At 70.5% G+C, this 22,296-nt stretch carries 19 protein-coding genes and 1 pseudogene; 15 read left to right on the forward strand and 5 right to left on the reverse strand.

Annotated elements, in window-relative coordinates:
- The first annotated feature begins 52 nt into the window (after positions 1-52).
- Complete coding sequence (locus LNW72_RS39115; protein ID WP_250979776.1) at positions 53-1,765, forward strand: FAD-dependent monooxygenase; 1,713 nt, start codon at positions 53-55, stop codon at positions 1,763-1,765.
- A gap of 60 nt (positions 1,766-1,825) precedes the next feature.
- Here the strand turns inward: LNW72_RS39115 and LNW72_RS39120 are convergent, their stop codons facing one another.
- Positions 1,826-3,430: an FAD-binding oxidoreductase gene (locus LNW72_RS39120; protein ID WP_250979777.1), complete on the reverse strand. Its 1,605-nt coding sequence runs from the start codon at positions 3,428-3,430 to the stop codon at positions 1,826-1,828.
- A 71-nt stretch (positions 3,431-3,501) separates the two neighbouring features.
- On the opposite strand from LNW72_RS39120, the gene LNW72_RS39125 reads away from it, so the two are divergent.
- On the forward strand, positions 3,502-4,122 hold the full coding sequence (locus LNW72_RS39125; protein WP_250979778.1) for a TetR/AcrR family transcriptional regulator: 621 nt from the start codon (positions 3,502-3,504) through the stop codon (positions 4,120-4,122).
- A 75-nt stretch (positions 4,123-4,197) separates the two neighbouring features.
- Positions 4,198-4,863 (forward strand): RNA 2',3'-cyclic phosphodiesterase, encoded by a 666-nt coding sequence (gene thpR, locus LNW72_RS39130; RefSeq protein ID WP_250979779.1) that lies wholly within the window; start codon positions 4,198-4,200, stop codon positions 4,861-4,863.
- Here the strand turns inward: thpR and LNW72_RS39135 are convergent.
- Complete coding sequence (locus LNW72_RS39135) at positions 4,860-5,435, reverse strand: TetR/AcrR family transcriptional regulator (RefSeq protein WP_250979780.1); 576 nt, start codon at positions 5,433-5,435, stop codon at positions 4,860-4,862. The genes thpR and LNW72_RS39135 overlap by 4 nt on opposite strands.
- A 77-nt stretch (positions 5,436-5,512) precedes the next feature.
- Here LNW72_RS39135 and LNW72_RS39140 point away from each other — a divergent pair, with 77 nt between their 5' ends.
- A complete protein-coding gene (locus LNW72_RS39140; RefSeq protein WP_250979781.1) occupies positions 5,513-6,475 on the forward strand; it encodes an alpha/beta hydrolase fold domain-containing protein in 963 nt (320 codons plus the stop codon).
- Between the two features lie 19 nt (positions 6,476-6,494).
- On the opposite strand, the gene LNW72_RS39145 is transcribed toward LNW72_RS39140, so the two are convergent.
- Positions 6,495-7,274, reverse strand: coding sequence for an NAD(P)H-dependent oxidoreductase (locus LNW72_RS39145; protein ID WP_250979782.1), 780 nt, complete (start codon positions 7,272-7,274; stop codon positions 6,495-6,497).
- 176 nt (positions 7,275-7,450) lie between these two features.
- Here LNW72_RS39145 and LNW72_RS39150 point away from each other — a divergent pair, with 176 nt between their 5' ends.
- The 6 genes from LNW72_RS39150 to LNW72_RS39175 all read left to right on the forward strand — a co-directional run bounded on the left by LNW72_RS39150 (position 7,451) and on the right by LNW72_RS39175 (position 13,075).
- Positions 7,451-8,299, forward strand: coding sequence for a helix-turn-helix transcriptional regulator (locus tag LNW72_RS39150; RefSeq protein ID WP_250979783.1), 849 nt, complete (start codon positions 7,451-7,453; stop codon positions 8,297-8,299).
- 111 nt (positions 8,300-8,410) lie between these two features.
- Positions 8,411-9,496 (forward strand): S-(hydroxymethyl)mycothiol dehydrogenase, encoded by a 1,086-nt coding sequence (locus LNW72_RS39155; protein ID WP_250979784.1) that lies wholly within the window; start codon positions 8,411-8,413, stop codon positions 9,494-9,496.
- Positions 9,496-10,137, forward strand: coding sequence for an MBL fold metallo-hydrolase (locus LNW72_RS39160; protein WP_250979785.1), 642 nt, complete (start codon positions 9,496-9,498; stop codon positions 10,135-10,137). Before LNW72_RS39155 ends, LNW72_RS39160 begins: the two co-directional genes overlap by 1 nt.
- A 139-nt stretch (positions 10,138-10,276) precedes the next feature.
- Positions 10,277-10,639 (forward strand): bifunctional 3-phenylpropionate/cinnamic acid dioxygenase ferredoxin subunit, encoded by a 363-nt coding sequence (locus tag LNW72_RS39165; RefSeq protein ID WP_164292307.1) that lies wholly within the window; start codon positions 10,277-10,279, stop codon positions 10,637-10,639.
- A complete protein-coding gene (locus LNW72_RS39170) occupies positions 10,636-11,847 on the forward strand; it encodes an FAD-dependent oxidoreductase (protein ID WP_250979786.1) in 1,212 nt (403 codons plus the stop codon). Before LNW72_RS39165 ends, LNW72_RS39170 begins: the two co-directional genes overlap by 4 nt.
- 91 nt (positions 11,848-11,938) lie before the next feature.
- Positions 11,939-13,075: an aromatic ring-hydroxylating dioxygenase subunit alpha gene (locus LNW72_RS39175; RefSeq protein ID WP_250979787.1), complete on the forward strand. Its 1,137-nt coding sequence runs from the start codon at positions 11,939-11,941 to the stop codon at positions 13,073-13,075.
- On the opposite strand, the gene LNW72_RS39180 is transcribed toward LNW72_RS39175, so the two are convergent.
- Positions 13,063-13,860 carry an IclR family transcriptional regulator gene (locus LNW72_RS39180; protein ID WP_250979788.1) on the reverse strand — a complete coding sequence of 266 codons (798 nt, stop codon included), beginning with the start codon at positions 13,858-13,860 and terminating at the stop codon, positions 13,063-13,065. The genes LNW72_RS39175 and LNW72_RS39180 overlap by 13 nt on opposite strands.
- A gap of 151 nt (positions 13,861-14,011) precedes the next feature.
- Here LNW72_RS39180 and betA point away from each other — a divergent pair, with 151 nt between their 5' ends.
- Positions 14,012-15,670, forward strand: coding sequence for a choline dehydrogenase (gene betA, locus LNW72_RS39185; RefSeq protein ID WP_250979789.1), 1,659 nt, complete (start codon positions 14,012-14,014; stop codon positions 15,668-15,670).
- A complete protein-coding gene (locus tag LNW72_RS39190; RefSeq protein ID WP_250979790.1) occupies positions 15,667-16,488 on the forward strand; it encodes a methylenetetrahydrofolate reductase in 822 nt (273 codons plus the stop codon). Before betA ends, LNW72_RS39190 begins: the two co-directional genes overlap by 4 nt.
- 49 nt (positions 16,489-16,537) lie before the next feature.
- Here LNW72_RS39190 and purU read toward each other — a convergent pair whose 3' ends face one another.
- Positions 16,538-17,410, reverse strand: a complete 873-nt coding sequence (gene purU / locus LNW72_RS39195; protein ID WP_250979791.1) for a formyltetrahydrofolate deformylase — start codon at positions 17,408-17,410, stop codon at positions 16,538-16,540.
- Between the two features lie 196 nt (positions 17,411-17,606).
- Here purU and LNW72_RS39200 point away from each other — a divergent pair.
- The 3 genes and pseudogenes from LNW72_RS39200 (at position 17,607) to LNW72_RS39210 (ending at position 22,278) form a co-directional block, all read left to right on the forward strand.
- Positions 17,607-19,087 (forward strand): annotated as a pseudogene (locus tag LNW72_RS39200) (aldehyde dehydrogenase family protein).
- 66 nt (positions 19,088-19,153) lie between these two features.
- Positions 19,154-20,248, forward strand: a complete 1,095-nt coding sequence (locus tag LNW72_RS39205) for a glycine betaine/L-proline ABC transporter ATP-binding protein (protein ID WP_250979792.1) — start codon at positions 19,154-19,156, stop codon at positions 20,246-20,248.
- Positions 20,248-22,278: an ABC transporter permease subunit gene (locus tag LNW72_RS39210; RefSeq protein WP_250979793.1), complete on the forward strand. Its 2,031-nt coding sequence runs from the start codon at positions 20,248-20,250 to the stop codon at positions 22,276-22,278. Before LNW72_RS39205 ends, LNW72_RS39210 begins: the two co-directional genes overlap by 1 nt.
- Positions 22,279-22,296: the final 18 nt, after the last annotated feature.

The following is a 22,296-nucleotide window of genomic DNA, read 5'->3' on the forward strand; positions in this document are numbered from 1 at the left end:
GGGGGACCATGGAGCAGAGGGGCGGTACGGGGGCCGAGCCAAGGAGGCGCCCGTGTCGCACACCCGATCCATCGACGTACTGATCGCGGGCGCCGGACCGGTGGGTCTGAGCGCGGCCGCGGAGCTCCGCCGCCGTGGGGTGCGCTGTCGGCTCATCGACCGGCTGCCGGCCCGCCTCCCGTATGCCAAGGCCGTCGGCATCCAGCCGCGCACCCTGGAGATCTGGGACCGGATGGGCCTGGCCCGCGCCGTCCTGGAAGCCGCTGTTCCGATGCGCGGCCAGCTGATCTACGTCAACGGCCGGGAGCAGGCGCGGATCGACCTTGAGCTGCCGCCCGAGGTGCCCTACGGATTCGCCGCGCTCCCGCAGTACGAGACCGAGCGCCTGTTGGAGGAGTACGTCAGGGGCCTGGGCACGGCGATCGAGCGCTCCACCGAGTTGCTGTCGTTCACCCAGGACGCGGACGGAGTCACCGCCCGGCTGCTGACCGCGTCCGGCGGTGCCGAGGAGGTCCGTACGCGCTATCTGATCGGCTGCGACGGAGCACACAGCACGGTGCGCAAAGGGTTGGGACTCGGCTTCGAGGGCGGCGCCTTCGCTGAGGAGTACATGCTGGCCGACGTGGAGGCGGACTGGGACCTTCCGCCGGGGTACGGCGTGCGCTCCATGCACCGTACCGACGACGGGGCCACGGACGACCTGCTGGTGTGTATCCCGCTGCCCGGCGCAGGACGGTACCGCATGTCGATGCTGGTCCCGCCAGAACTCTCCACCCAGGCGACAGAGCAGGCGACAGACCGGGGGCCCGAGCAGACGGGCGGCGTAGCGCACGGCCTGGAGGGCGGCCGGATCCCGGAGCTGTCGCATATCCAGGCCGTCGTGGACCGTTTGGCCCCCCGGCCGGCCACCCTCTCCACCATGCGCTGGTCCTCCGTCTTCCGCATCAGCCACCGGATCGTGGACCGCTACGCCGACGGCCGGGTCTTCGTCGCGGGCGACGCCGCCCACATCCACCCCCCGACCGGCGCCCAGGGCATGAACACCGGTATCCAGGACGCCTGCAACCTGGCCTGGAAACTTGCGCTCGTCATTAACGGTGAGGCCGGGCCGGCCCTGCTCACCAGCTACGACGCGGAACGTCGCCCCGTTGGCGAGGAGGTCGTCGGCCGGACGGTCCGGCACGCCACCCACGGCATCGAGGCCGACCCGGACGACCCGCGGACCATCATGCTCCGCGAAGCCCAACTCCTCGTCGGCTACCGGGACGGCCCACTCGCCGACAGCCCCTACGGGCCGACCGGCGCACCCCAGCCCGGTGACCGGGCACCGGACTGCGCCGGCTTGACCACTCCCATCGCCGCCTATTCGCTGCGCCTGTTCGACATGCTGCGCGGCCGCACGGGGCACGTGCTGCTGCTGTACACGGCCGAGGCAGCCGACCTGGCCGATGCCGCCGACGCCGCCGGGGTGCTGCGGATGACCGGCAGCGGCCCCGACACCTCCGACGGCCCGGAGCTCGAGACCGGCCCGCAGAGCCCGCGGACCATCGCCGTCCTGGCCCGCGAAACCGCATCGACCGATCCCGGAGCCCCGGCCGTCCCCGGATACCGTGACGCCGCCGGGGAGTTCGCCCGGCTCTACCGGCCTGAGGGCCCGACCGGATTCCTCGTCCGCCCGGACGGATACCTCGGCGCGCGCTTCCCACTGGCCGACACCAAGGCGGCTCTGTCCAGCTACGGTGCAGCCCTGTCCGCACCGGCCTGAACACTCTGCCCGGCCGCGCCGAAGTCAACGTTCCACCGTTCCAGCGTTCGGCCACCCGGCTCAGTCGACGAGTACGCCGGGGTTGAGGATGCCGTGGGGGTCGAGGGCGTGCTTGGCGGCGCGCAGGGCGAGCGCGAAGGGTTCGGGGCGTTGGCGATCGTACTCAGGGCGGTGGTCGCGGCCGACGGCGTGGTGGTGGGTGATGGTGGCGCGGTGGCGGTGGAGAACGTCGCCTGCGACGGTCTTGAGGTGGTCCCAGATGGCGACCTCGTCGCCGGGGCGGCCGGCGGCGAGGACCGTGAAGTAGGGGGCGGCGCCGTCGGGGTAGACGTGGGTGAGGCGGCAGTTGATGGTGGCGGGGTGGCCGGTGATGTCGCGTGCGGCGGTCCCGACCTCGGTGCGGACGGCGTCGATGAGGGCGGGCAGCCGGCTCCAGGTGGTAGCCGTCTCGAAGGTCTCGACCACGGCTCCCATCCTGGCCAGGCCGTCGCGCAGGTAGGGCATGCGCAGAAAGGTGGAGCGCCAGGCACCGACGGCGGCATCGGCCGGGGCGCCGGCCTCGGCGGCGGACTCACCGCCACGTCCGCCGTGTGCGCGGGCGAGGTCGAGGGCCTGGGCGAGGTGAGCGTGAACGGGTGCGGTGGCGGACTCGAAGCCGAGGACGAGTATCGAGGAGCCGTCTCGGGAGGCGCCGGCGAGTGCTGCCTCGCCGGCGTCGAGCAGGCGGCAGTTGGCGGGGGTGAGGTCGGACTGGGCGATGGCCCGTACCCCGTTCAGCGCGGCGTGGAAGTCGGTGAAGGCGACGGAGGCGGAGGCTCTGTGGCGGGGGCGTTCCTGCACGCGCACCCAGGCCTCGGTGATGACGCCGAGAGCGCCTTCGGAGCCGAGGAAGAGCCGGTCGGGGGAGGGCCCGGCGCCTGAGGCGGGCAGCTGCCAGGACGTGCTGGTACCGGCGGGAGTGACCACGCGCAGGGACTGGGTGAAGTCGTCGATGTGGGTGCGGCCGGTGGCGTAGTGGCCGCCTGCCCGGGTGGCGAGCCAGCCGCCGAGGGTGGAGAACTCGAAGCTCTGCGGGAAGTGGCGCAGGGTCAGGCCGTGGGGACGGAGCTGGTCCTCCAGCGCGGGGCCGAAGGTGCCGGCCTGGATGCGAGCGGCGCGGCTGTCGGTGTCGATCTCCAGCACCTGGTCCATGGCGGTCAGGTCGAGGGACATGACGGCATGGTGGGTGTCTCCGCGGTACTCGACACCTCCGGTGACGGAGGAGCCGCCGCCGAAGGGGACCACGGCGACGTGGTGTTGGCCGGCCCACTCCAGCAGATCGGCCACGTCCTGGTCGCGGGTCGGGTGGGCGACCAGGTCGGGGATCCGGCCGGGCTGCCCGCGCAGGGCACGGATGACGTCGCGATAGGCCTTGCCCATGGCATGGGCGGCGCGCGGTTCGGGGTCGGCGGTGACCAGGTGGGCGAGGCTCCGCGGGGGCTCGGCACCGGGGCGTCCGATGCTCTGGTCGGCGATCCGGGGGACCGGCAGCGGGCGCGGGAGGGTGCCGGGCAGCAGGGCGCCCATGGCGGCGCACTCGGCGTCGTCGGGTTGGGCGTCGGCCCAGCCCCATCCCCACCAGGAGCGGACGCGGGAGGTGCGGGGAGCGGTCGTGGCGTCGGGCATGGGTCCGGTACTCCATGGTGACTGAGGGTAATGTACCTGCTGGTAAATTACGTTAGGGTAATATCAACGTCATGACCACCCCCGAAGGCAGGGCCGGCACCAAAGGCGTCCCACGGGCCCGCCGTGAGCAGCAGATCCTGGCAGCCGCCACCGAGGAGTTCGGGCGCCACGGCTACGGCGCCGCATCGCTGGCCGCCATCGCCGCACGCGTCGGCGTCACCAAGACGCTGCTGCACCAGTACTTCGGCGCCAAGCAGGACCTCTTCCTCGCCTGCCTGACCCCGGTCGGCGACCGATTGCTGGACGCCATGCGCGATGCGATGGCGGAGGGCGACGCCACCGCATCGCGCACACCACTGCTGGTGCTGCGCGGCATCTTCACCGCCCTGGACGGCCGACGTGAGGGGTGGTTCGTGCTCTACGACGCCTCGCTGCCCGCCGACAGCGAGCCCGCCCGCACCGCCGCGCGCTACCGGACCGCCATCGACCAGCTCGCCGCAACCGGCACCGCCGACCTGCTGCGCGCGACCGGGTCCCCCGACCCACTCGATGCGGACGCACTCAAATACGCCTGGCGGGGCCTGGTCACCGCCCTGGTTCGCTGGTGGATCAATCACCCCGACCAATCCCCGGACGCCATGGCGGAACGCTGCGCCCGCCTCTTCGCCGCCACCGGCAGAGCTTTCGACTGAAACGCCGCCTTGGCGGGTGACGACCTGTGGCACCCGGGCCGTCGTAGCGCCTGCCCGGGTGGTACGAAGTCCAGTGTGAACGAACAGACTCAGCCCGCGACCGTTCGCGTGTTCATCGCCCTCGCCCCGCCCGATCACGCGAAGGAAGAACTGGCCCGGGTGCTGCGCCCCGCCTACGACACGCACCCGGACATGCGGTGGAACCGTGTGGAGGACTGGCACATCACCCTGGCGTTCCTCGGGGAGCTCCCGGCCGAGACCGTTCCGCTCCTGCGCCCGGCTCTGGCCGACCTCGCTGGGGACCACCGGCCGCCGCGTCTGGCACTGCGCGGCAGCGGAAACTTCGACGACCGGGTGCTGTGGAGCGGGATCGACGGAGACCTCGAAGAGCTCTACGTGCTCGCCACCGCCGTGCGTACCGCCGTCAGGAACTGCGGTGTCGCCCTCGAGGAGCGGCCGCTGCGCCCCCATCTGACGTTGGCCCGCGCCCGCCGGGGAGATCGGTCCTCGATCGGAGAGATCGCCGCAGGGTTCGCCGGATTCACCGGCTGCCGATGGGCCGCCGAACGGCTGCACCTGGTCGGCAGCAACGCCGGCCGTAGCAGTGGACCGATCCACTACCGCGACATCGAGGCCTGGACCCTCGGGAACGGCAACGGCAACGGCAACGGCAACGGCAACGGGATCGGGAACGGCCAAAGGCAAGGGCAACAGGGCACATCTGGTCCGACGCGCGGCTAACCGGGGGCGGACCCGTCGGTGAAGTGCGGCAGAACCATGTCGATCAGCGCGGTGAGGTCGGCATCGGACATGGGCTCGCCGGTCATGCCCATGCGGTGGAGCAGGGCTCCGACCACGACGTCGATGAAGAACAGGACCCGGGGCTCCGAATCGCCGAGTGCGTCCTGGAGCGCGCGCCGGTACGGGTCCTGGAAGCGCGTGGACAGGATCTCGCGCAGGGCCGGGTCGCTGACGGCGTCACTGAACACGCCGGCGAACGCGTCCCCCACCCCGGGCTCGCCGATCTTCCCCGCGATCCAGCGGACGGCCGAGGACATGAGCACAGCCCGGTCAGGTCCTTCCAGCGGCGCCGGGCCGAGCGCGTCCAGCAGGCAGTCCACGATCAGTTCGCCCTTCGACGGCCAGCGCCGGTAGACGGTCGACTTCGCGACGCCGGCCGCGGCAGCGATGCGCTCGACGGTGGCGCGCGCGTAGCCGAGCTCCTGGACCGTGCTCAGGGTGGCCGCGAAGACCGCGTCGTTGAGGCCGGCGCGCGGGCGACCGGGGGGTCTGGCGGATGCGGTCGTTGCCATTCCCACACGATACCCCTTTCCGATACCTTAGGTTTCGATACCTGAGGTAGCGTAACTCTCTGAGCAAGGAGAAGATCATGAGCGAGGTCACTGCAACGGTGCGGCCGCCGGAGCCCAACTGGGCGGCCGTCACGGCCGAGGAACTGGTCGCCTACCGCGACGCCGAGAACCGCTTCCGGGCGTCCAGCACGGCACGGGCTTTCACCGGGGAACCGGATCCCGGTGCCGCGATCCGCTGGGAGAAGGTGGCACTGCCCGGTCGCGAACTGCCGGTACGGGTGTACCGGCCGGCCTCCGGTCCGGCCGGCGACGGCGCCGGCCGGACCGGCCTGCCACTCGTGCTCCACGTGCACGGAGGCGGGTTCGTCGGCACGGCGGTGCAGAGTGACTGGGTCAACAGTCACCTCGCCGCCCGACTGCCCGCGGTCGTCGTCTCGGTGGAGCACCGCCTCCTCGCTCCGGCCAGTCCGCTGGCGGCGGCCGTCGACGACGGCTGGGACGTGCTCCAGCACGTGGTGCGGCATGCCGTGCAGTGGGGCATCGACCCGGCGCGGGCCGTCGTCTTCGGGGAGAGCTGCGGCGCGTTGATCTGCGCCATGGCGGCGATCCGGGCCGCAGAGGCCGGGCTGCGCCTCACGGCGCAGGTGCTGGTCAACCCCGCTGTCGATGTCACCGAGACGATGTTGGACTACGCCTCGGCCACCGAGCACGCGTCCAGCCCGACCCTTGCCGAGCCCCAACTGCTCCTGTTCCAGAGGCTCGCCGTTCCAACGGGGACCGACTCCCGCGCCCTCTCGCCGCTCTATGCCGACAATCTCGACGGACTGGCCCCAGCGCTCGTGGTGGTGCCGACCCACGATCCCGTGGCCGATCACGGCCGCCGCTACGCGGAGCGACTGCGAGCGGCCGGGACGCCCGCGCGGCTCACCGAATACCCCGGAGCGCGACACGCGTTCCTCAGCATGCCCGGCGTGGAGCCGCAGGCCGGGGCAGCGCGGGCGGAGATCCTCGAGTTCCTCCGGTTCTCCTTCGCCACCTGACCTGCCCGCGCGCCGGCGGTCAGCCGCGCACGTGCAGCCCGAAACCCCCACGGCCCGCGGGCTCCAGTCCCTCCTTGAGGTGCAGCGAGGGGATCTCGTAGTCACCGAAGTTCTGCCGCCGGAACGCGATCGGCTCAGTCGACTCCAGGGTGAGCAGGCGTTGCTCCCAGGCCTTGGCGACGTCCGTGTAGTCCTCGCCGGTCATCCGGTCGGTGCCGTAGAGGACGAACGGCGGCAGCACTTCGATGCCCGGGTAGTAGAGGATGCCGTGGTGGATCGGGAACAGCAGATCGTCGATGGGGCCGTTGATCCCGCGAGCGGCGTAATGGGACTCCGGGCCGCCGGCGGTCACCGACAGCAGGGCCTTCCGGCCCGCGAGGGTGCCTTCGCCGAAGCGCTCGCCGTACTTGGTGTCGCTGTGCTCGCCGACGCCGTACGCGAAGTGGTGGGTGAACACCCGGTCCACCCAGCCTTTGAGGATCGCGGGCATCGAGTACCACCACAGCGGGAACTGGAAGATGATCGTGTCGGCCCACAGCAGCTTCTCCTGCTCGGCGCGGACGTCCGGGGTGAGCGTCCCGGCGTCGAAGGCCCGGCCGGAGTCCAGGGCGACCTTCAGCGGACGTGAGGCGTCGGGGCCGTAGTCCGCGGCGTCCACGACCGCCTTCCAGTTCATCGCGTACAGATCGCTCACCCGTACCTCGTGCCCGGCGGCCTCCAAGGTGGACACCGCGAGGTCCTTCAGTGAGCTGTTGAGCGATTTCGGCTCCGGGTGGGCGTGGACGATCAGCGTCTTCACGGGAACTCCTTCGGATCGGACGTCTTCGGATCGGATGCCTTCGATCCTGGGCGCCGCGGCGCCCGGTGTTCAGGGGCGCCGCTTCCGTCGGACCGGACTTCCTGGTATCGGCAGGGCCACCCTCGCGGGCACTTCGCGGGCGCTCCACCGGGACCACCGAGGCCATACTGGGAGGCATGGACGATCTTGCGGGCTTCCTGCGGACCCGGCGTTCCCGGGTCGATCCGGCGGCCGTGGGCATCCACACCGACAGCCGACGCCGGGTCGAAGGGCTGCGCCGCGAGGAGGTCGCGCACCTGTCCGGAGTGAGCGTCGACTACTACGTACGCCTGGAGCAGGGCCGCGCGACCCAGCCCTCCGAGCAGGTTCTCGACGCGCTCGCCGGTGTCCTCGGCCTCGACGAGACCGAACGCGGGCACCTCTACCGGCTCGCCCGGCAGCGCCGCCGCCGCGCGAAGGCGCCGGGCGGGCGGCTCCGGCCGGAGCTGCTGCGCGTCCTCGACCTGGTCGTCGACGCACCCGCGCTGATCATGGACCACCGTCTGGACGTGCTCGCCGGGAACCGCCTCGCCGGGCTCCTCTTCGGCCGGCCGGTGCCGGGCCTGAACACCGCACGGCACATCTTCCTCGAGGAGGCCGAGCGCGGCCTTTACGCGGACTGGGAGCAATGCACCCTCGATGTGGTCGGGCATCTGCGCCTGGCCGCCGGCAAGTACCCCGATGACCCCCGCCTGGCCTCGCTCATCGGCGAGTTGGCGATGGGCAGCGAGCGCTTCCGCCGGCTCTGGGCCCGCGCGGACGTGCGCGCCCGCACGCATGGCCGCAAGGCCTACCGGCACCCGCTGGTCGGGCTGCTGGAACTGCACCAGGAGAATTTCGCCCTGCCGGGCGAGACGGGCAGGGAGCTGCTGGTGCTGTCCGCGGCCCCCGGCAGCCCCGCCGAGGACGGGCTGCGCCTGCTCGCGGGCCTGGGCGCGGACAGCGGTGACGCGTATCCCTCGGTGAACGCCCAGGTCCGCGAGTAACGTCATGTCCGGCACCGGCCCCGGTCCTTGACCGGCGTATCTGCTTCACGGATGCTTTCGTTGCGATACGTGCGCTGCGTGCCGCAATGAGAAACCAGCCGAGGAGTAGTCATGGCCCAGCAGGTTCGTGGTGTGGTCGCCCGGGGGAAGGGTGCCCCGGTCAGTCTGGAAACGATCATCGTGCCGGACCCCGGGCCGGGCGAAGCCCTTGTGAGGATCCAGGCCTGCGGGGTCTGTCACACCGACCTGCACTACCGCGAGGGGGGCATCAACGACGACTTCCCGTTCCTCCTCGGCCATGAGGCGGCGGGCGTGGTCGAGTCCGTCGGCGACGGCGTGACCGATGTGGCTCCCGGCGACTTCGTGATCCTCAACTGGCGTGCGGTGTGCGGTCAGTGCCGTGCCTGCCGCCGTGGCCGCCCCTGGTACTGCTTCGACACCCACAATGCCGAGCAGAAGATGACCCTGCTCGACGGCACAGAGCTGTCCCCGGCGCTGGGCATCGGCGCCTTCGCCGAGAAGACCCTCGTCCACGCCGGACAGTGCACCAAGGTCGACCCCGCGGTCTCCCCGGCCGTCGCCGGGCTGCTGGGCTGCGGTGTCATGGCCGGCATCGGCGCCGCGATCAACACCGGCAACGTCGGCCGCGGCGACTCGGTCGCCGTGATCGGCTGCGGCGGTGTCGGCGACGCCGCCATCGTGGGGGCCCGGCTGGCCGGCGCGGCGAGGATCATCGCGGTCGACGTCGACGACCGGAAGCTCGAGACCGCCAAGCGGATGGGCGCCACCCACACCGTGAACTCCAAGACCACCGACCCCGTCGAGGCCATCCGCGGGCTGACCGGCGGCAATGGCGCCGACGTCGTCATCGAGGCGGTCGGCAGGCCGGAGACGTACCGGCAGGCGTTCTACGCCCGCGACCTGGCCGGGACCGTCGTGCTGGTGGGTGTGCCCACGCCCGAGATGCAGCTGGAGCTGCCGCTGCTGGACGTCTTCGGGCGCGGGGGCGCGCTGAAGTCGTCCTGGTACGGCGACTGCCTGCCGTCCCGGGACTTCCCGATGCTCATCGACCTGCATCTGCAGGGCCGCCTCGACCTGGGCGCCTTCGTCACCGAGACGATCGCCCTGGAGGATGTCGAGAAGGCCTTCGACCGGATGCGCAGCGGTGACGTCCTGCGCTCGGTGGTGGTCTTCTGATGGTCGCCGCCTCCGCCGTGCGCATCGACCACCTCGTCACCAGCGGGACGTTCAGTCTCGACGGCGGCACCTGGGACGTCGACAACAACGTCTGGATCGTCGGCGACGACAGCGAGGCGATCGTCATCGACGCCGCGCATGACGCCGCCGCCATCGCCGCCGCCGTCGGGGACCGTACGCTGCGCGCGATCGTGTGCACGCACGCCCACAACGACCACATCGACGCGGCTCCCGCGCTGGCCGCGCTGACGGGTGCGCCGATCCTGCTGCATCCGGACGACCTCTCCCTGTGGAAGCAGGCCCACCCGGAGCGGTCTCCCGACGGTGAACTCGCCGACGGTCAGCAGCTGTCGGTGGCCGGGATCGAGCTGGCCGTCCTGCACACCCCGGGCCACGCGCCAGGTGCGGTGTGTCTGTACGCGCCCGCGCTGGGCACGGTGTTCACCGGCGACACGCTGTTCGCCGGCGGGCCGGGAGCCACGGGCCGCTCCTTCTCGGACTTTCCGACGATCATCGACTCCATCCGGGAGCGGTTGCTCACGCTGCCGCCCGGCACGGTCGTTCGTACCGGACACGGCGACGGGACGACCGTCGGAGCCGAGGCGCCGCAGCTCGACGAGTGGATCAAGCGAGGCCACTGACCGCCCCTGAACTGCCCGTTCGTACGTCAACCGCCCCATGCTGTGGGGCGGTTTTCGTGTCTCTTGACAGCGGCTGGGGGCGCCTCCAAACTGTTGTTGCGCTTCCCGCAATCAGTTTCGTTATACGCACCGAGGTGTCATGAAGATTCCCGTGTGCCGGCTCGCGGATCTGCCGCGAGGCGAGGCCTACCGGCTCGAAATCGACCCCCCTGTCTCGGTGTTCCACACCGACGACGGTGAGGTCTTCGCCATCGACGACACGTGCACCCACCAGGACGCCTCACTCGCTGATGGCTGGCTGGAAGGGTGCGAGGTCGAATGTCCGCTGCACGCGTCGAAGTTCGATCTGCGCACCGGCGCGGTCGACACATCGCCCGCCAAGCGGCCCGTCCGTACGCACCAGGTCCTGGTCGAGGACGGCATGATCTACGTCGAGCTGTCCCTGGCCGCGCCCAACCTCCCGCCCTGCGTCGGGGCCCGGCTCGCCCAGGGCTCCGCGTGAGAACCGTGGCCGTGGTGGGCGCCTCGCTCGCCGGCCTGTCGGCCGCCCGCTCCCTGCGCAAACAGGGGTACGACGGGCGGCTGGTCATCATCGGGGACGAACCCCACCGGCCCTACGACCGGCCCCCGCTGTCCAAGGACTTCCTCACCGGGGCCGTCGCCGAGGCCGACCTCGCCCTGGAGGCGGACGGCGAGGACCTGGCCGCCGAATGGCTGCTCGGCACCCGTGCCACCGGCTTCGACCGCACCGAGCGACGGATACGACTCGCCGACGGCACAGCCGTCCGCGCGGACGGCTTCGTCATCGCCACCGGCGCCGCCGCCCGTACCCTGCCGGCCCGTGCGGGCGGTGCGAACATGGCCGGCATCCATACCCTGCGCACCCTGGACGACGCCCGTGCGCTGCGCGCCGACCTGGCCCGTGGCGGGCGCCTGGTCGTCATCGGCGGCGGTTTCATCGGTGCCGAGGTCGCCTCGACCGCGTACGCCCTCGGGCTGGACGTGACGGTCGTGGTGGTGGCGCCGACCCCGCTGGCCGGACCGCTCGGCGAGACGATGGGCGGCGTCGTGTCATCGCTCCACGCGGACCACGGCGTACGGCTGTTGTGCGGCGTCGGGGTCAAGGGGTTCAGCGGCGGCGAGCGCAGCGGGACGGGGGTCCCGACAGCCGAAGGCCGGGGGAGGGTGGAGGCGGTCCTCCTGGAGGACGGCCGCCGTCTGCCCGCCGACGTGGTCGTCGTCGGGGTGGGCGCCCAGCCGCATGTGGAATGGCTCGAGAGCTCCGGCATCGAGCTGGAGAACGGCGTCAAATGCGGTGCGGACGGCCGCACCGGTCTCGCCGGCGTCGTCGCGGTCGGCGACTGCGCCAACTGGTACGACCCCGCCGCCGGAATGCACCGCCGCGTCGAGCACTGGACCGGCGCCAAGGAACGCCCCGCCGTCGCCGTCGCCACCCTGCTGTCCGGTGGCGCCGGCCAGCCGGGTCCCGTCAGGCCGCCGTACTTCTGGTCGGACCAGTACGGCGTGCGGATCCAGTTCACGGGCCATGCGGCCGCGGCCGACAGCGTCACCGTCGAGGAAGGGGCGGCGGACGACCGCAGCTTCCTCGCGGTCTACCGCCGCGCCGGGGCTCCGGTCGCGGTGCTGGGCATGGACCAGCCCCGGCTGTTCACCCGCTGGCGCAAACAGCTGGCTGCCGCCGGGGCTTGACAGCGGGGGCCACGCGCCACATTCTGCCCGCAAGAAGTTGCGCCATCCACGTCAGGTTGCACATCACACAACATCCCCGGGGAGTGCCCACGTGACATCGACCAGCCTGCCGGACAGCCTGATCGCCACCCTCCCCGGCTCCTGCTACACCGATCCGGAGGTCTTCGCCCAGGAGCAGGAGCGCATCTTCGAAACGATGTGGTTCTGCGTCGCGCGCGCTTCCGAACTCGCCAGGCCCGGCGCCTTCCGGACCGTCGAGGTGGGCCGTGAGAGCATCCTCGTCACCCGCTCCCGCGACAACGCGATCCGCGCCTTCTTCAACGTCTGCCGGCACCGTGGTGCAAAGCTCCGCACCGAGGAGTCGGGCGAGGTCAGCCGGGCCTTCCAGTGCCCTTACCACGCCTGGACGTACGACCTCACGGGCAAGCTGATCGCCGCCCCCAACCTCACCAAGATGCCGGACGTCGGCCGTACCGAGTACGGCCTGGTGGGTGTGCACGTCCGGGAATGGCTCGGCTACGTCTGGGTGTGCCTGGCCGAGGAGCCGCCCTCCTTCGAGGAGCAGGTCATCGGCGCGGTCGTGGAGCGGCTGGGCGATGTGGAGCCGATCGAGCACTACGACATCGACAATCTCGCGGTCGGCAAGCGGATCGTCTACGACGTCAAGGCGAACTGGAAGCTCATCATCGAGAACTTCATGGAGTGCTACCACTGCGCGACGATCCACCCCGAACTCACCGAGGTCCTACCGGAGTTCGCCGACGGCTACGCCGCCCAGTACTACGTCGGCCACGGCGCCGAGTTCGGCTCGGACATCCAGGGCTTCACAGTCGACGGCACCGAAGGCCTGGACCGGATACCGGGTGTGTCCCCCGACCAGGACCGCCGCTACTACGCGATCACCGTCCAGCCGCAGGTCTTCATCAACCTCGTGCCGGACCATGTCATCTTCCACCGGATGTACCCCGTCGCCGCCGACCGCACGATCGTCGAGTGCGACTGGCTCTACCTCAAGGACGTCGTGGACAGCGGCAGGGACGTCAGCCGCTCCGTCGAGCTCTTCGACCGCGTCAACCGGCAGGACTTCGACGCCTGCGAGCGCTGCCAGCCCGCCATGAGCTCCCGCCTGTACGCCAAGGGCGGCGTCCTGGTCCCCAGCGAGCACCACATCGGCGCCTTCCACGAGTGGGTCCAGGAGCGGCTGGGGGCGGCTCCTCAGCCGAGGTAGCCCATGCGGTGGCTGATCTCCGCGGCTCCCCTGATCAGTGCCGGTGCCAGCTCGTGCATCCGCTCCTCGGTGAAGCGGTAGGACGGCCCGGACACGGTGACCGCCGCGATGACCTCGCCGTCGCGGGAGCGGACGGGCGCGGCCATGGCGTGCAGGCCTACCTCCAGCTCCTCCAGGGTCCAGGCGTAGCCGCGCTCCCGGGCCTCGGCGAGGTTCTTCTCCAGCTTGGTCTTCGAGGTCAGGGTGCGCGGCGTGAGCTTCTCCAGGCCCGCCTCCACGAGCAGCTCGGCCCGTTCGCCGGCGGGCAGGTGGGCCAGCAGGATCTTGCCGCTGGACGTGGCGTGCAGCGGGGTCAGCTGGCCGACCCAGTTGTGCGCGCTGACGGCGGCCGGGCCGCGCACCTGGAAGAGGTTGATCGCGAACTGCTTCTCCATGACCGCGATGTTGACGGTCTCCTCGAGCTCCTCGGCGAGCCGTTCACAGACCGGGCGTCCCTGCTGGGTGATGTCGATCCGTCCGGTGACCGCGCCGGCCAGCCGGACGATCCCGAAACCGAGCCGGTATTTGCCGCGCTCGGCGGCCTGCTCCACCAGGCCGCGCGCCTCCAGGGCGCCCAGCAGCCGGAACGCGGTCGACTTGTGCACGTCGATCTCCGCGGCCACTTCGCTCACACCGGCCTCGCCGCGCTGAGCCAGGATCTCCAGGACGCTGATCGCGCGGTCGACGGACTGGACGCCGCCGGTCTGCGGTCCGGCTGTTTCGTTATCTGCGCTGAAGTTGCCCATAGCGGAACTATACGCGCGGTAAACAACGGCCCGGAGGAAGTGAAAGGGGAACCGCGACCCGCCAAGTTGCGTGGCACGCAACCTAGTGCGTATGGCGGTACTCGTACTAGCATGCCTCGCGTATCGACGGCGCGAGCGAGACGAGACAGCCATGGCTCCCTTGCAGTACGACTTCGTCATCGTCGGCGGAGGCTCGGCCGGCAGCGCGCTGGCCAACCGGCTCTCCGCCGATCCGGCCAACCGCGTGCTGGTGCTCGAAGCCGGCCGCTCCGACTACCCCTGGGACATCTTCATCCAGATGCCCGCCGCCCTCACGTTCCCCATCGGCAGCCGCTTCTACGACTGGAAGTACGAGTCGGAACCCGAGCCCCACATGGGCGGCCGCCGCGTCTACCACGCACGCGGCAAGGTCCTCGGCGGCTCCAGCAGCATCAACGGCATGATCTTCCAGCGCGGCAACCCCCTGGACTACGAGCGCTGGGCCGCCGACCCGGGGATGGAGAAGTGGGACTACTCCCACTGTCTGCCCTACTTCCAGCGCATGGAGAACTGCCTGGCCGCCGACCAGGACGATGAGTTCCGTGGTCACGACGGCCCGCTCGTCCTCGAGCGCGGACCCGCCTCCAGCCCGCTGTTCCCCGCGTTCCTCGCGTCCGTCCAGGAAGCCGGCTACCCGCTCACGGACGACGTCAACGGCTACCGCCAGGAGGGCTTCGCCGCCTTCGACCGCAACGTCCACCGGGGCCGTCGGCTGTCCGCCGCCAAGGCCTATCTGCACCCCGTCATGAAGCGGCCCAACCTCACGGTCATGACCCGGGCGCTCGTCACCCGTGTCCTGTTCGAGGGCAAGCGCGCGGTCGGCGTGGAGTACCAGCGCGGTCGCGGCAAGCCGCAGCAGGTACGGGCCGGCGAGGTCATCCTGTGCGGCGGTGCCATCAACTCACCCCAGCTGCTGCAGCTCTCCGGTGTCGGCAAGGCGGAGGAGCTGCGCGAACTCGGCATCGACGTCGTCCACGATCTGCCGGGCGTCGGCGAGAACATGCAGGACCACCTCGAGGTCTACGTCCAGTACGCGTGCAAGCAGCCGGTCTCCATGCAGCCGTACATGAAGAAGTGGCGCTACCCCTTCATCGGTCTGCAGTGGCTGTTCCGCAAGGGCCCGGCCGCCACCAACCACTTCGAGGCGGGGGGCTTCGCCCGCAGCAACGAGGACGTCGCCTACCCCAACCTGATGTTCCACTTCCTGCCGATCGCGGTCCGGTACGACGGTTCCGCGCCGGCGGGCGGGCACGGCTACCAGGTGCACGTCGGGCCCATGTACTCCGACGCCATCGGTTCGGTGAAGATCAAGAGCAGCGACCCGCGCGAGCATCCGGCGCTCCGCTTCAACTACCTGTCGACCGAACAGGACCGGCGGGAGTGGGTCGAGGCGATCCGGGTGGCCCGCAAGCTGCTCAACCAGCCCGCCATGGAGCCGTACAACGCCGGGGAGGTCTCGCCCGGGCCGTCGGTCGCGACGGACGAGGAGATCCTGGACTGGGTCGCCAAGGAGGGCGAGACGGCCCTGCATCCGTCCTGCACGTGCAAGATGGGGACCGATGACATGGCGGTCGTGGACCCGGACAGCCTGCGGGTGCACGGCGTCCAGGGACTGCGCGTCGTGGACGCGTCCGTCATGCCCTACGTCACCAACGGCAACATCTACGCCCCCACGATGATGATCGCCGAAAGGGCCGCCGACCTCATCCTCGGCAAGGACCCCCTGCCGCCCTCCAAGGCGGCGTACTACCGCCACCGCGACCCGCGGTGAGGACCCTGCTGGAGCGGGTCCGCTACGAGGTCCTGCCGGCCGGCCCCACCGAGGACCAGGTCCTCGCCCATGTCCCGCGCGACGTGGTGATCACCGTCACCGCGTCGCCGGTCAAGGGCCTCGACCCCACCCTGGACCTCACCGTCCGGCTCGCGGGCCAGGGCTACCGCGTCGTCCCGCACGTGCCCGCACGCCTCCTGCGCGACGGTGCGCACGTCGCGGAGATCGCCGACCGGCTCCGGGCCGCCGGCGTCGAGGACGTCTTCGTCCCGGCCGGCGACGCGAACCCCTCGGCGGGTGCGTACGAGGGGGCCCTGCCCGTGCTGCGGCAGTTGAGCGAGCTGGGCAGCCCCTTCCGCCATGTCGGCATCACCGGCTATCCCGAGCGACATCCCCTGATCGACGACGACATCACCATCCAGGCCATGTGGGAGAAGCACGTCCACGCCACGTACATCGTCAGCAACCTGTGCTTCGACCCGCAGGTCCTGGGGGAGTGGGTCGGCCGTATCCGGCGGCGCGGCGTCGCGCTCCCGGTGCATGTGGGGGTGGCCGGGCCGGTCGAGCGTACGAAGCTGCTCGCCATGGCCACCAAGATCGGCGTGGGCGAGTCGACGCGCTTCCTGGCCCGGCACGCCTCGTGGTTCGTCCGGCTCTCCGCGCCCGGCGGCTACTCGCCGGAGCGGTTCCTCACGCGCACGGCGCCCGCGCTGACGGCTCCGTCAGCGGCGGTGGCGGGGCTGCACGTCTTCACGTTCAACCAGATCGCCGAGACCGAGCGCTGGCGCCGCGCGATGCTCGAGCGCGCCGACGGCTGATGCCCTCCCCTCCCTGGGAGAGGGTGCCGGCGCGCGCGTACGACCTGCGTCAGCGGAAGACCACCGTGCGGTTCCCGTCGATCATGACGCGGTTCTCGCTGTGCCACTTCACCGCGTGCGCGAGTACCTGCGCCTCGACATCGCGGCCCACCGTCACCAGCTCCTCCGGGTCGAGCGAGTGGTCGACGCGGACCACGTCCTGCTCGATGATCTGCCCTTCGTCGAGTTCCGGGGTGACGTAGTGCGCGGTCGCCCCGACCAGCTTGACCCCGCGGTCGTACGCCTGGTTGTAGGGGCGCGCGCCCTTGAAGCTCGGGAGGAAGGAGTGGTGGATGTTGATCGCCCGCCCCTCCAACTGCTTGCACAGGTCATCGGAGAGGACCTGCATGTAGCGGGCCAGCACCACCAGCTCGATGTCGAGCTCGCGCACCAGCTCCAGCAGCCGCGCCTCCGCCTCGGCCTTGGTCTCCCGCGTCACCGGCACGTGAAGGAACGGCACGCCGTACGTCTCCGCGAGCCCTTCGAACTCCCGGTGATTGGAGACGATCGCCGGGATCTCGATGTTGAGGGCGCCGGTCCGCTGCCGGAAGAGCAGGTCGTTGAGGCAGTGCCCGAACTTGGACACCATGATCAGCGTGCGGGTCGGGGTGCTCGCGTCCCGCAGCGTCCACCGGATCCCGTACGCCTCGGCGACCGGGCCGAATCGGCAACGCAGAGTTTCCAGACCGGTGTCCGGATCGGAAATGTCGAAGTGGACCCTCATGAAGTACCGGCCCTTGAGCCGCTCGTCGAACTGCTGGCTCTGCAGGATGTTGCCGGAGTTCCGTACGAGGAAGCCGCTCACCGCATGGACGATGCCGGCCCGGTCCGGGCACGCGAGCGTGAGGACGTACTCGTGGCCGGGTTGGGGGCGAGGGGACATTGACGACCTCCGCTGGTGCGTAATGAGCAACAGAGTGAGTGATACGCAACATGGTCCAGCCCCGCGCGGCCTGCGGTCAAGAGGTGAAGCCCGCAGGTATCAACCCCTTGACGCGCGCCACCCGTTCGGCCAGGGTGTTCCACCACAAGCAATTCGATGCGCTATGCGCAACGGATTCGTCTGAAGGGCTCATCGCGTGGCGGACCTGTATCTGGACGGTGAGTGGCGAGCCCCGGTTGCGGGCGGCCGCCGGGAGATTCGCTGCCCGGCCGACGGCACACTCGTCGCGAGCGTGGCCGAGGGCACGCGGGCCGACACCGAGGCCGCGATCCTCGCAGCCCGCCGCGCCTTCGACTCGGGACCGTGGCCGGGCACACCGGAGCGGGACCGCGGGGCGCTGCTCCTTCGCGTGGCGGACATCCTGGAACGGGACGCGAAGGAATTCGCCAGGGCCGAGTCGCTCGACACCGGCAAGCGGCTGGTGGAGAGCGAGTACGACATCGCGGATGTCGTCTCCTGTTTCCGCTACTACGGCGGGGTCGCGGGCACCAGCGCGGGCCGGGTCATCGACACCGGCCGCGACGACGCCATCAGCCGGATCGTCTACGAGCCGATCGGCGTCTGCGGCCTGATCACCCCGTGGAACTACCCTCTCCTCCAGGCCTCCTGGAAGGTCGCGCCGGCCCTCGCCGCGGGCAACACCCTCGTCCTGAAGCCCAGTGAGCTGACCCCGTCCACCTCGATCCTGCTCATGCGGGCGCTGGAGGAGGCCGGGCTCCCCGCCGGGGCCGCCAACCTGGTCCTGGGCACCGGACCGGAGGTAGGGGCGCCGCTGTCCGAGCATCCGGACGTGGACATGGTGTCCTTCACCGGCGGGCTGGAGACCGGGAAACGGATCATGGCCACGGCCGCCGCGACGGTGAAGAAGGTCGCGCTGGAACTGGGTGGCAAGAACCCCAACGTCATATTCGCCGATGCGGACTTCGAGACGGCCGTGGACTTCGCGCTCACGGCCGTCTTCCTGCACTCGGGCCAGGTCTGCTCGGCGGGCGCCCGGCTGATCGTCGAGGACTCGCTCCACGACGCCCTCGTCGACGAGGTCGTACGCCGCGCGCGGCAGATCCGCCTCGGCGGACCCTTCGACGCCGCGGCCGAGACCGGCGCACTGATCTCCGCCGCCCACCGCGACAAGGTCGAGGCCTACGTCGCCGCCGGCATCGCCGAAGGCGCCGTCCTGCGCTGCGGCGGCGCCCGCCCGGACGACCCAGCGCTCGCGGACGGCTTCTACTACCCGCCGACCGTTCTCGACGACTGCACCCAGGACATGCGCGTGGTGCACGAGGAGTCCTTCGGCCCGGTGCTGACCGTCGAGCGGTTCAGCGGCGGCGAGAACGCCGAGGACGAAGCCGTACGCATAGCCAACGACACGGACTTCGGACTGGCCGGTGCCGTCTGGACGCAGGACGCGGGCAAGGCACAGCGAGTCGCCCGGCGGCTGCGCCACGGCACCGTATGGATCAACGACTACCACCCCTATGTGCCGCAGGCGGAGTGGGCGGATTCGGGCAGTCGGGCGTGGGCCGGGAGCTGGGACCTGCCGGCCTGGACGAGTACCGCGAGCCCAAGCACATCTGGCAGAACATCCGACCGCGGCCGCAGCTCTGGTTCCGCAGCTGAAGCGCCGAAGGCCCGAAACCTGAAGCCCGGAAGGCCGAACACCTGAAGCATGGAGAGAGGTCGACAGTGATCCCAGCACAGACCGAGGTGTCGCGGCGGCGCGACAGGTCCCAGGACCCGGATCAGGACCGGACCCCGGTCATCTCCGTGCGCGGGCTGTGGAAAGTGTTCGGGCCGAAGGCCGAAAAGGTGCCGCAGTCCGAGGAGTTGTGCGGCCTGTCGCGCCGCGAACTCATGGACCGTGCGGGATGCACTGCGGCGGTCCGGGACGTGAGCTTCGACGTGTCGCCCGGCGAGGTCTTCGTGGTCATGGGCCTGTCCGGCTCGGGCAAGTCCACCCTCGTGCGATGTCTGACGCGGCTGATCGAACCGACCGCCGGCCAGGTCGTCTTCGAGGGCGAGGACATCCGCGACGCCGACCCCAAGCGGCTGCGGGAGCTGCGCCGGCACAAGTTCTCCATGGTCTTCCAGCACTTCGGGCTGCTGCCGCACCGGTGCGTGGTGGACAACGTCTCGTACGGCCTGGAGATCCGCGGCATGGGCAAGGCCGAGCGCACCAAGCGCGCGCTGGAGGTCGTCGAGCTGGTGGGCCTGTCCGGCTATGAGAACTCCTACCCCGACCAGCTCTCCGGCGGAATGCAGCAGCGCGTCGGCCTCGCCCGGGCGCTCGCCGGCGATCCGGACGTGCTGCTCTTCGACGAGCCGTTCTCGGCGCTGGACCCGATGATCCGGCGGGACATGCAGAACGAGGTCATCCGCCTGCACCACGAGGTCGGCAAGACCATGGTCTTCGTCACCCACGACCTGTCCGAGGCGCTCAAGCTGGGCGACCGCATCCTGATCATGCGCGACGGCAAGACCGTCCAGTGCGGGACGGGCGCCGAACTGGTCGGCGCCCCCGCCGACGACTACGTCCGCGACTTCGTGAAGGACGTGCCGCGCGCCGATGTCCTGACGCTGCGCTGGATCATGCGCCCGGCGGGACCTGACGACGACCTCGACGGACCCGAGTTCGGCCCGGACGTGGTGGTGAGGGACGCGACCCGGGCGGTGTTCGAGGCGGTGAAGCCGGTCAAGGTCGTCGAGAACGGCAAGCTGCTGGGGGTCATCGGCGACGAGGAGATCCTCGCGGTGATCGCGGGCGCGGAAGGCGGCGCGTGATGGCCGTCGTCGCCGAGGCGCCCACGAGGCTGGGGGCGATCCGCGCCATCCCGCGCCGGTTCGTCATCGCCGGCATCCTGGCCCTCTGGCTGGTGATCTTCGCCGTGTTCCGCGGCCACCAGACACTCGCGCTGGCGGCGGCCGACCTGACCGGACTGCACCGCTGGTTCAACGACGTCAACGACTCGATCGGCGCCGATCGCAACAGCAACCCGCTCTTCCTCTACTTCTTCAACGAGATCCGGCTGGTCATCGACAACCTGGTGACGTTCATCCAGTCGCTGATCTCCCAGTCCTCGGGCGGCCGCGGGGTCCCGCAGATCGGGTGGCTCGGTGTCGTCGGCATCGTCGGCTACCTCTCCTGGGCCCTGGGCAACGTGCGGGTCGCGCTGCTCGCCATGGCCGGCTTCACCTTCTTCGGGCTGCAGGGGCTGTGGCAGGAGAGCATGGACACCCTGGCGCTGACCCTGTCGGCGGTCTTCGTCTCGCTCCTCATCGGCATCCCGCTCGGCGTGTGGGCCGGGATGTCCGACCGGGCCAACCGGATCATGACGCCGTTCCTGGACTTCATGCAGACGATGCCGACCTTCGTCTATCTCGCCCCGCTCACGCTCTTCTTCCTCATCGGGCCGGCCTCCGCCACGATCGCCACGCTGATCTACGCGGCGCCTCCCGCGATCCGCATCACCGCGCACGCCATCCGGACCGTTCCGGAGACCACGGTCGAGGCGGCCTACTCGCTGGGCTCCATGCGGCGCCAGACGCTCACCAAGGTGCTGTTGCCGATGTCCAAGCGGACCGTGGTGATGGGCATCAACCAGACCATCATGGCTGCCCTGGCCATGGTCACCATCGCCGCGCTGATCGACGCACCCGGGCTCGGCAAGACCGTGGTCAAGGCCCTGCAGTCGCTGGACGTCGGAACGGCGTTCAACGCCGGTCTCGCCATCGTCGTCATGGCCATCGTCCTCGACCGTGTGACGACGGCGGCCAGCGAGCGGAGCGCGACGGGGGTCCCCGCTGCCGAAGGCCGGGGGAGGGGCCGGACGGCCGGCCACCCGGGTGGGCACTTCCTGAAGTGGCGCCGGCACCTGCTGGTGGCGGGCGGCGTGGCGGCGGCGGTCCTGGTGTACCTGTCGCACACCTACGTGTGGGCGGCGGAGTTCCCCGGCGAGGGCAGTACCGGAAGCACCATCGCCAGTGCGGCGGACACCGTGACCAACTGGGCGCAGGACCATCTCTCCGGGATGACGAACGCCCTCCGCGACACCGTCACCAACGGACTGCTCAACCCCTTCCAGTCGCTGCTGACCGACTCCCCGTGGTGGCTGGTCGGCGCCGTCCTGGTCGCCGTCGGAGCCGTACTGGGCGGCCGGCGGGCCGGAGTGACGGCCGGGGCGTGCGTGGCCCTCCTCGTCGGCACCGGCATGTGGTCGGACAGCATGACGACGCTGGCGTCGACCGCCGTGGCGACGGTGCTGGTGATGGCCCTCGGGGTCGTGGTGGGCGTCTGGATGGGACGCAGCCCGATGGCCGACCGGCTCATCCGGCCCAGCCTGGACGCGGCGCAGGTCATGCCGCCGTTCGTCTATCTGGTGCCGTTCCTCGCACTGTTCGGGGCGACCCGGTTCACCGCGATCGTCGCCGCGGTCGTCTATGCCGCGCCCGTCACGATGAAGATCATCGCAGACGGGGTGCGGGCCGTACCGGAGACCACCGTCGAGGCGGCCACGGCTGCCGGGTCCAACACCTGGCAGATCATCACCAAAGTCCAACTGCCGATGTCACGCAGCGCCCTGGCTCTCGCTGTCAACCAGGGCCTGATCTACGTGCTGTCGATGGTTGTTGTGGGCGGCCTGGTCGGTGCGGGCGCCCTCGGCTACGACGTCGTAGCCGGTTTCTCGCAAGGAGAGCTCTACGGCAAGGGGCTGGCGGCGGGACTCGCCATCGTGCTGCTCGGCGTCATGTTCGACGGGATCACACAGGCGGCGGCGCGCCGTACCACGGCGGTGAACGGCCGTCGGCACTAGGCAGTCAAAAGGAGCACG

This window comes from Streptomyces sp. RKAG293, assembly GCF_023701745.1.
GTDB lineage: Bacteria > Actinomycetota > Actinomycetes > Streptomycetales > Streptomycetaceae > Actinacidiphila.

Bases quoted from the DNA above. Each gene is read 5' to 3' on its own strand.
- LNW72_RS39180 (WP_250979788.1), bottom strand. From the start codon at position 13,860: ATGGGCAACTTCAGCGCAGATAACGAAACAGCCGGACCGCAGACCGGC.
- LNW72_RS39155 (WP_250979784.1), top strand. From the start codon at position 8,411: ATGGCCCAGCAGGTTCGTGGTGTGGTCGCCCGGGGGAAGGGTGCCCCG.
- LNW72_RS39165 (WP_164292307.1), top strand. From the start codon at position 10,277: ATGAAGATTCCCGTGTGCCGGCTCGCGGATCTGCCGCGAGGCGAGGCC.
- betA (WP_250979789.1), top strand. From the start codon at position 14,012: ATGGCTCCCTTGCAGTACGACTTCGTCATCGTCGGCGGAGGCTCGGCC.
- LNW72_RS39135 (WP_250979780.1), bottom strand. From the start codon at position 5,435: ATGGCAACGACCGCATCCGCCAGACCCCCCGGTCGCCCGCGCGCCGGC.
- LNW72_RS39150 (WP_250979783.1), top strand. From the start codon at position 7,451: ATGGACGATCTTGCGGGCTTCCTGCGGACCCGGCGTTCCCGGGTCGAT.
- purU (WP_250979791.1), bottom strand. From the start codon at position 17,410: ATGTCCCCTCGCCCCCAACCCGGCCACGAGTACGTCCTCACGCTCGCG.
- LNW72_RS39210 (WP_250979793.1), top strand. From the start codon at position 20,248: ATGGCCGTCGTCGCCGAGGCGCCCACGAGGCTGGGGGCGATCCGCGCC.
- LNW72_RS39140 (WP_250979781.1), top strand. From the start codon at position 5,513: ATGAGCGAGGTCACTGCAACGGTGCGGCCGCCGGAGCCCAACTGGGCG.
- LNW72_RS39125 (WP_250979778.1), top strand. From the start codon at position 3,502: ATGACCACCCCCGAAGGCAGGGCCGGCACCAAAGGCGTCCCACGGGCC.
- LNW72_RS39160 (WP_250979785.1), top strand. From the start codon at position 9,496: ATGGTCGCCGCCTCCGCCGTGCGCATCGACCACCTCGTCACCAGCGGG.
- LNW72_RS39120 (WP_250979777.1), bottom strand. From the start codon at position 3,430: ATGCCCGACGCCACGACCGCTCCCCGCACCTCCCGCGTCCGCTCCTGG.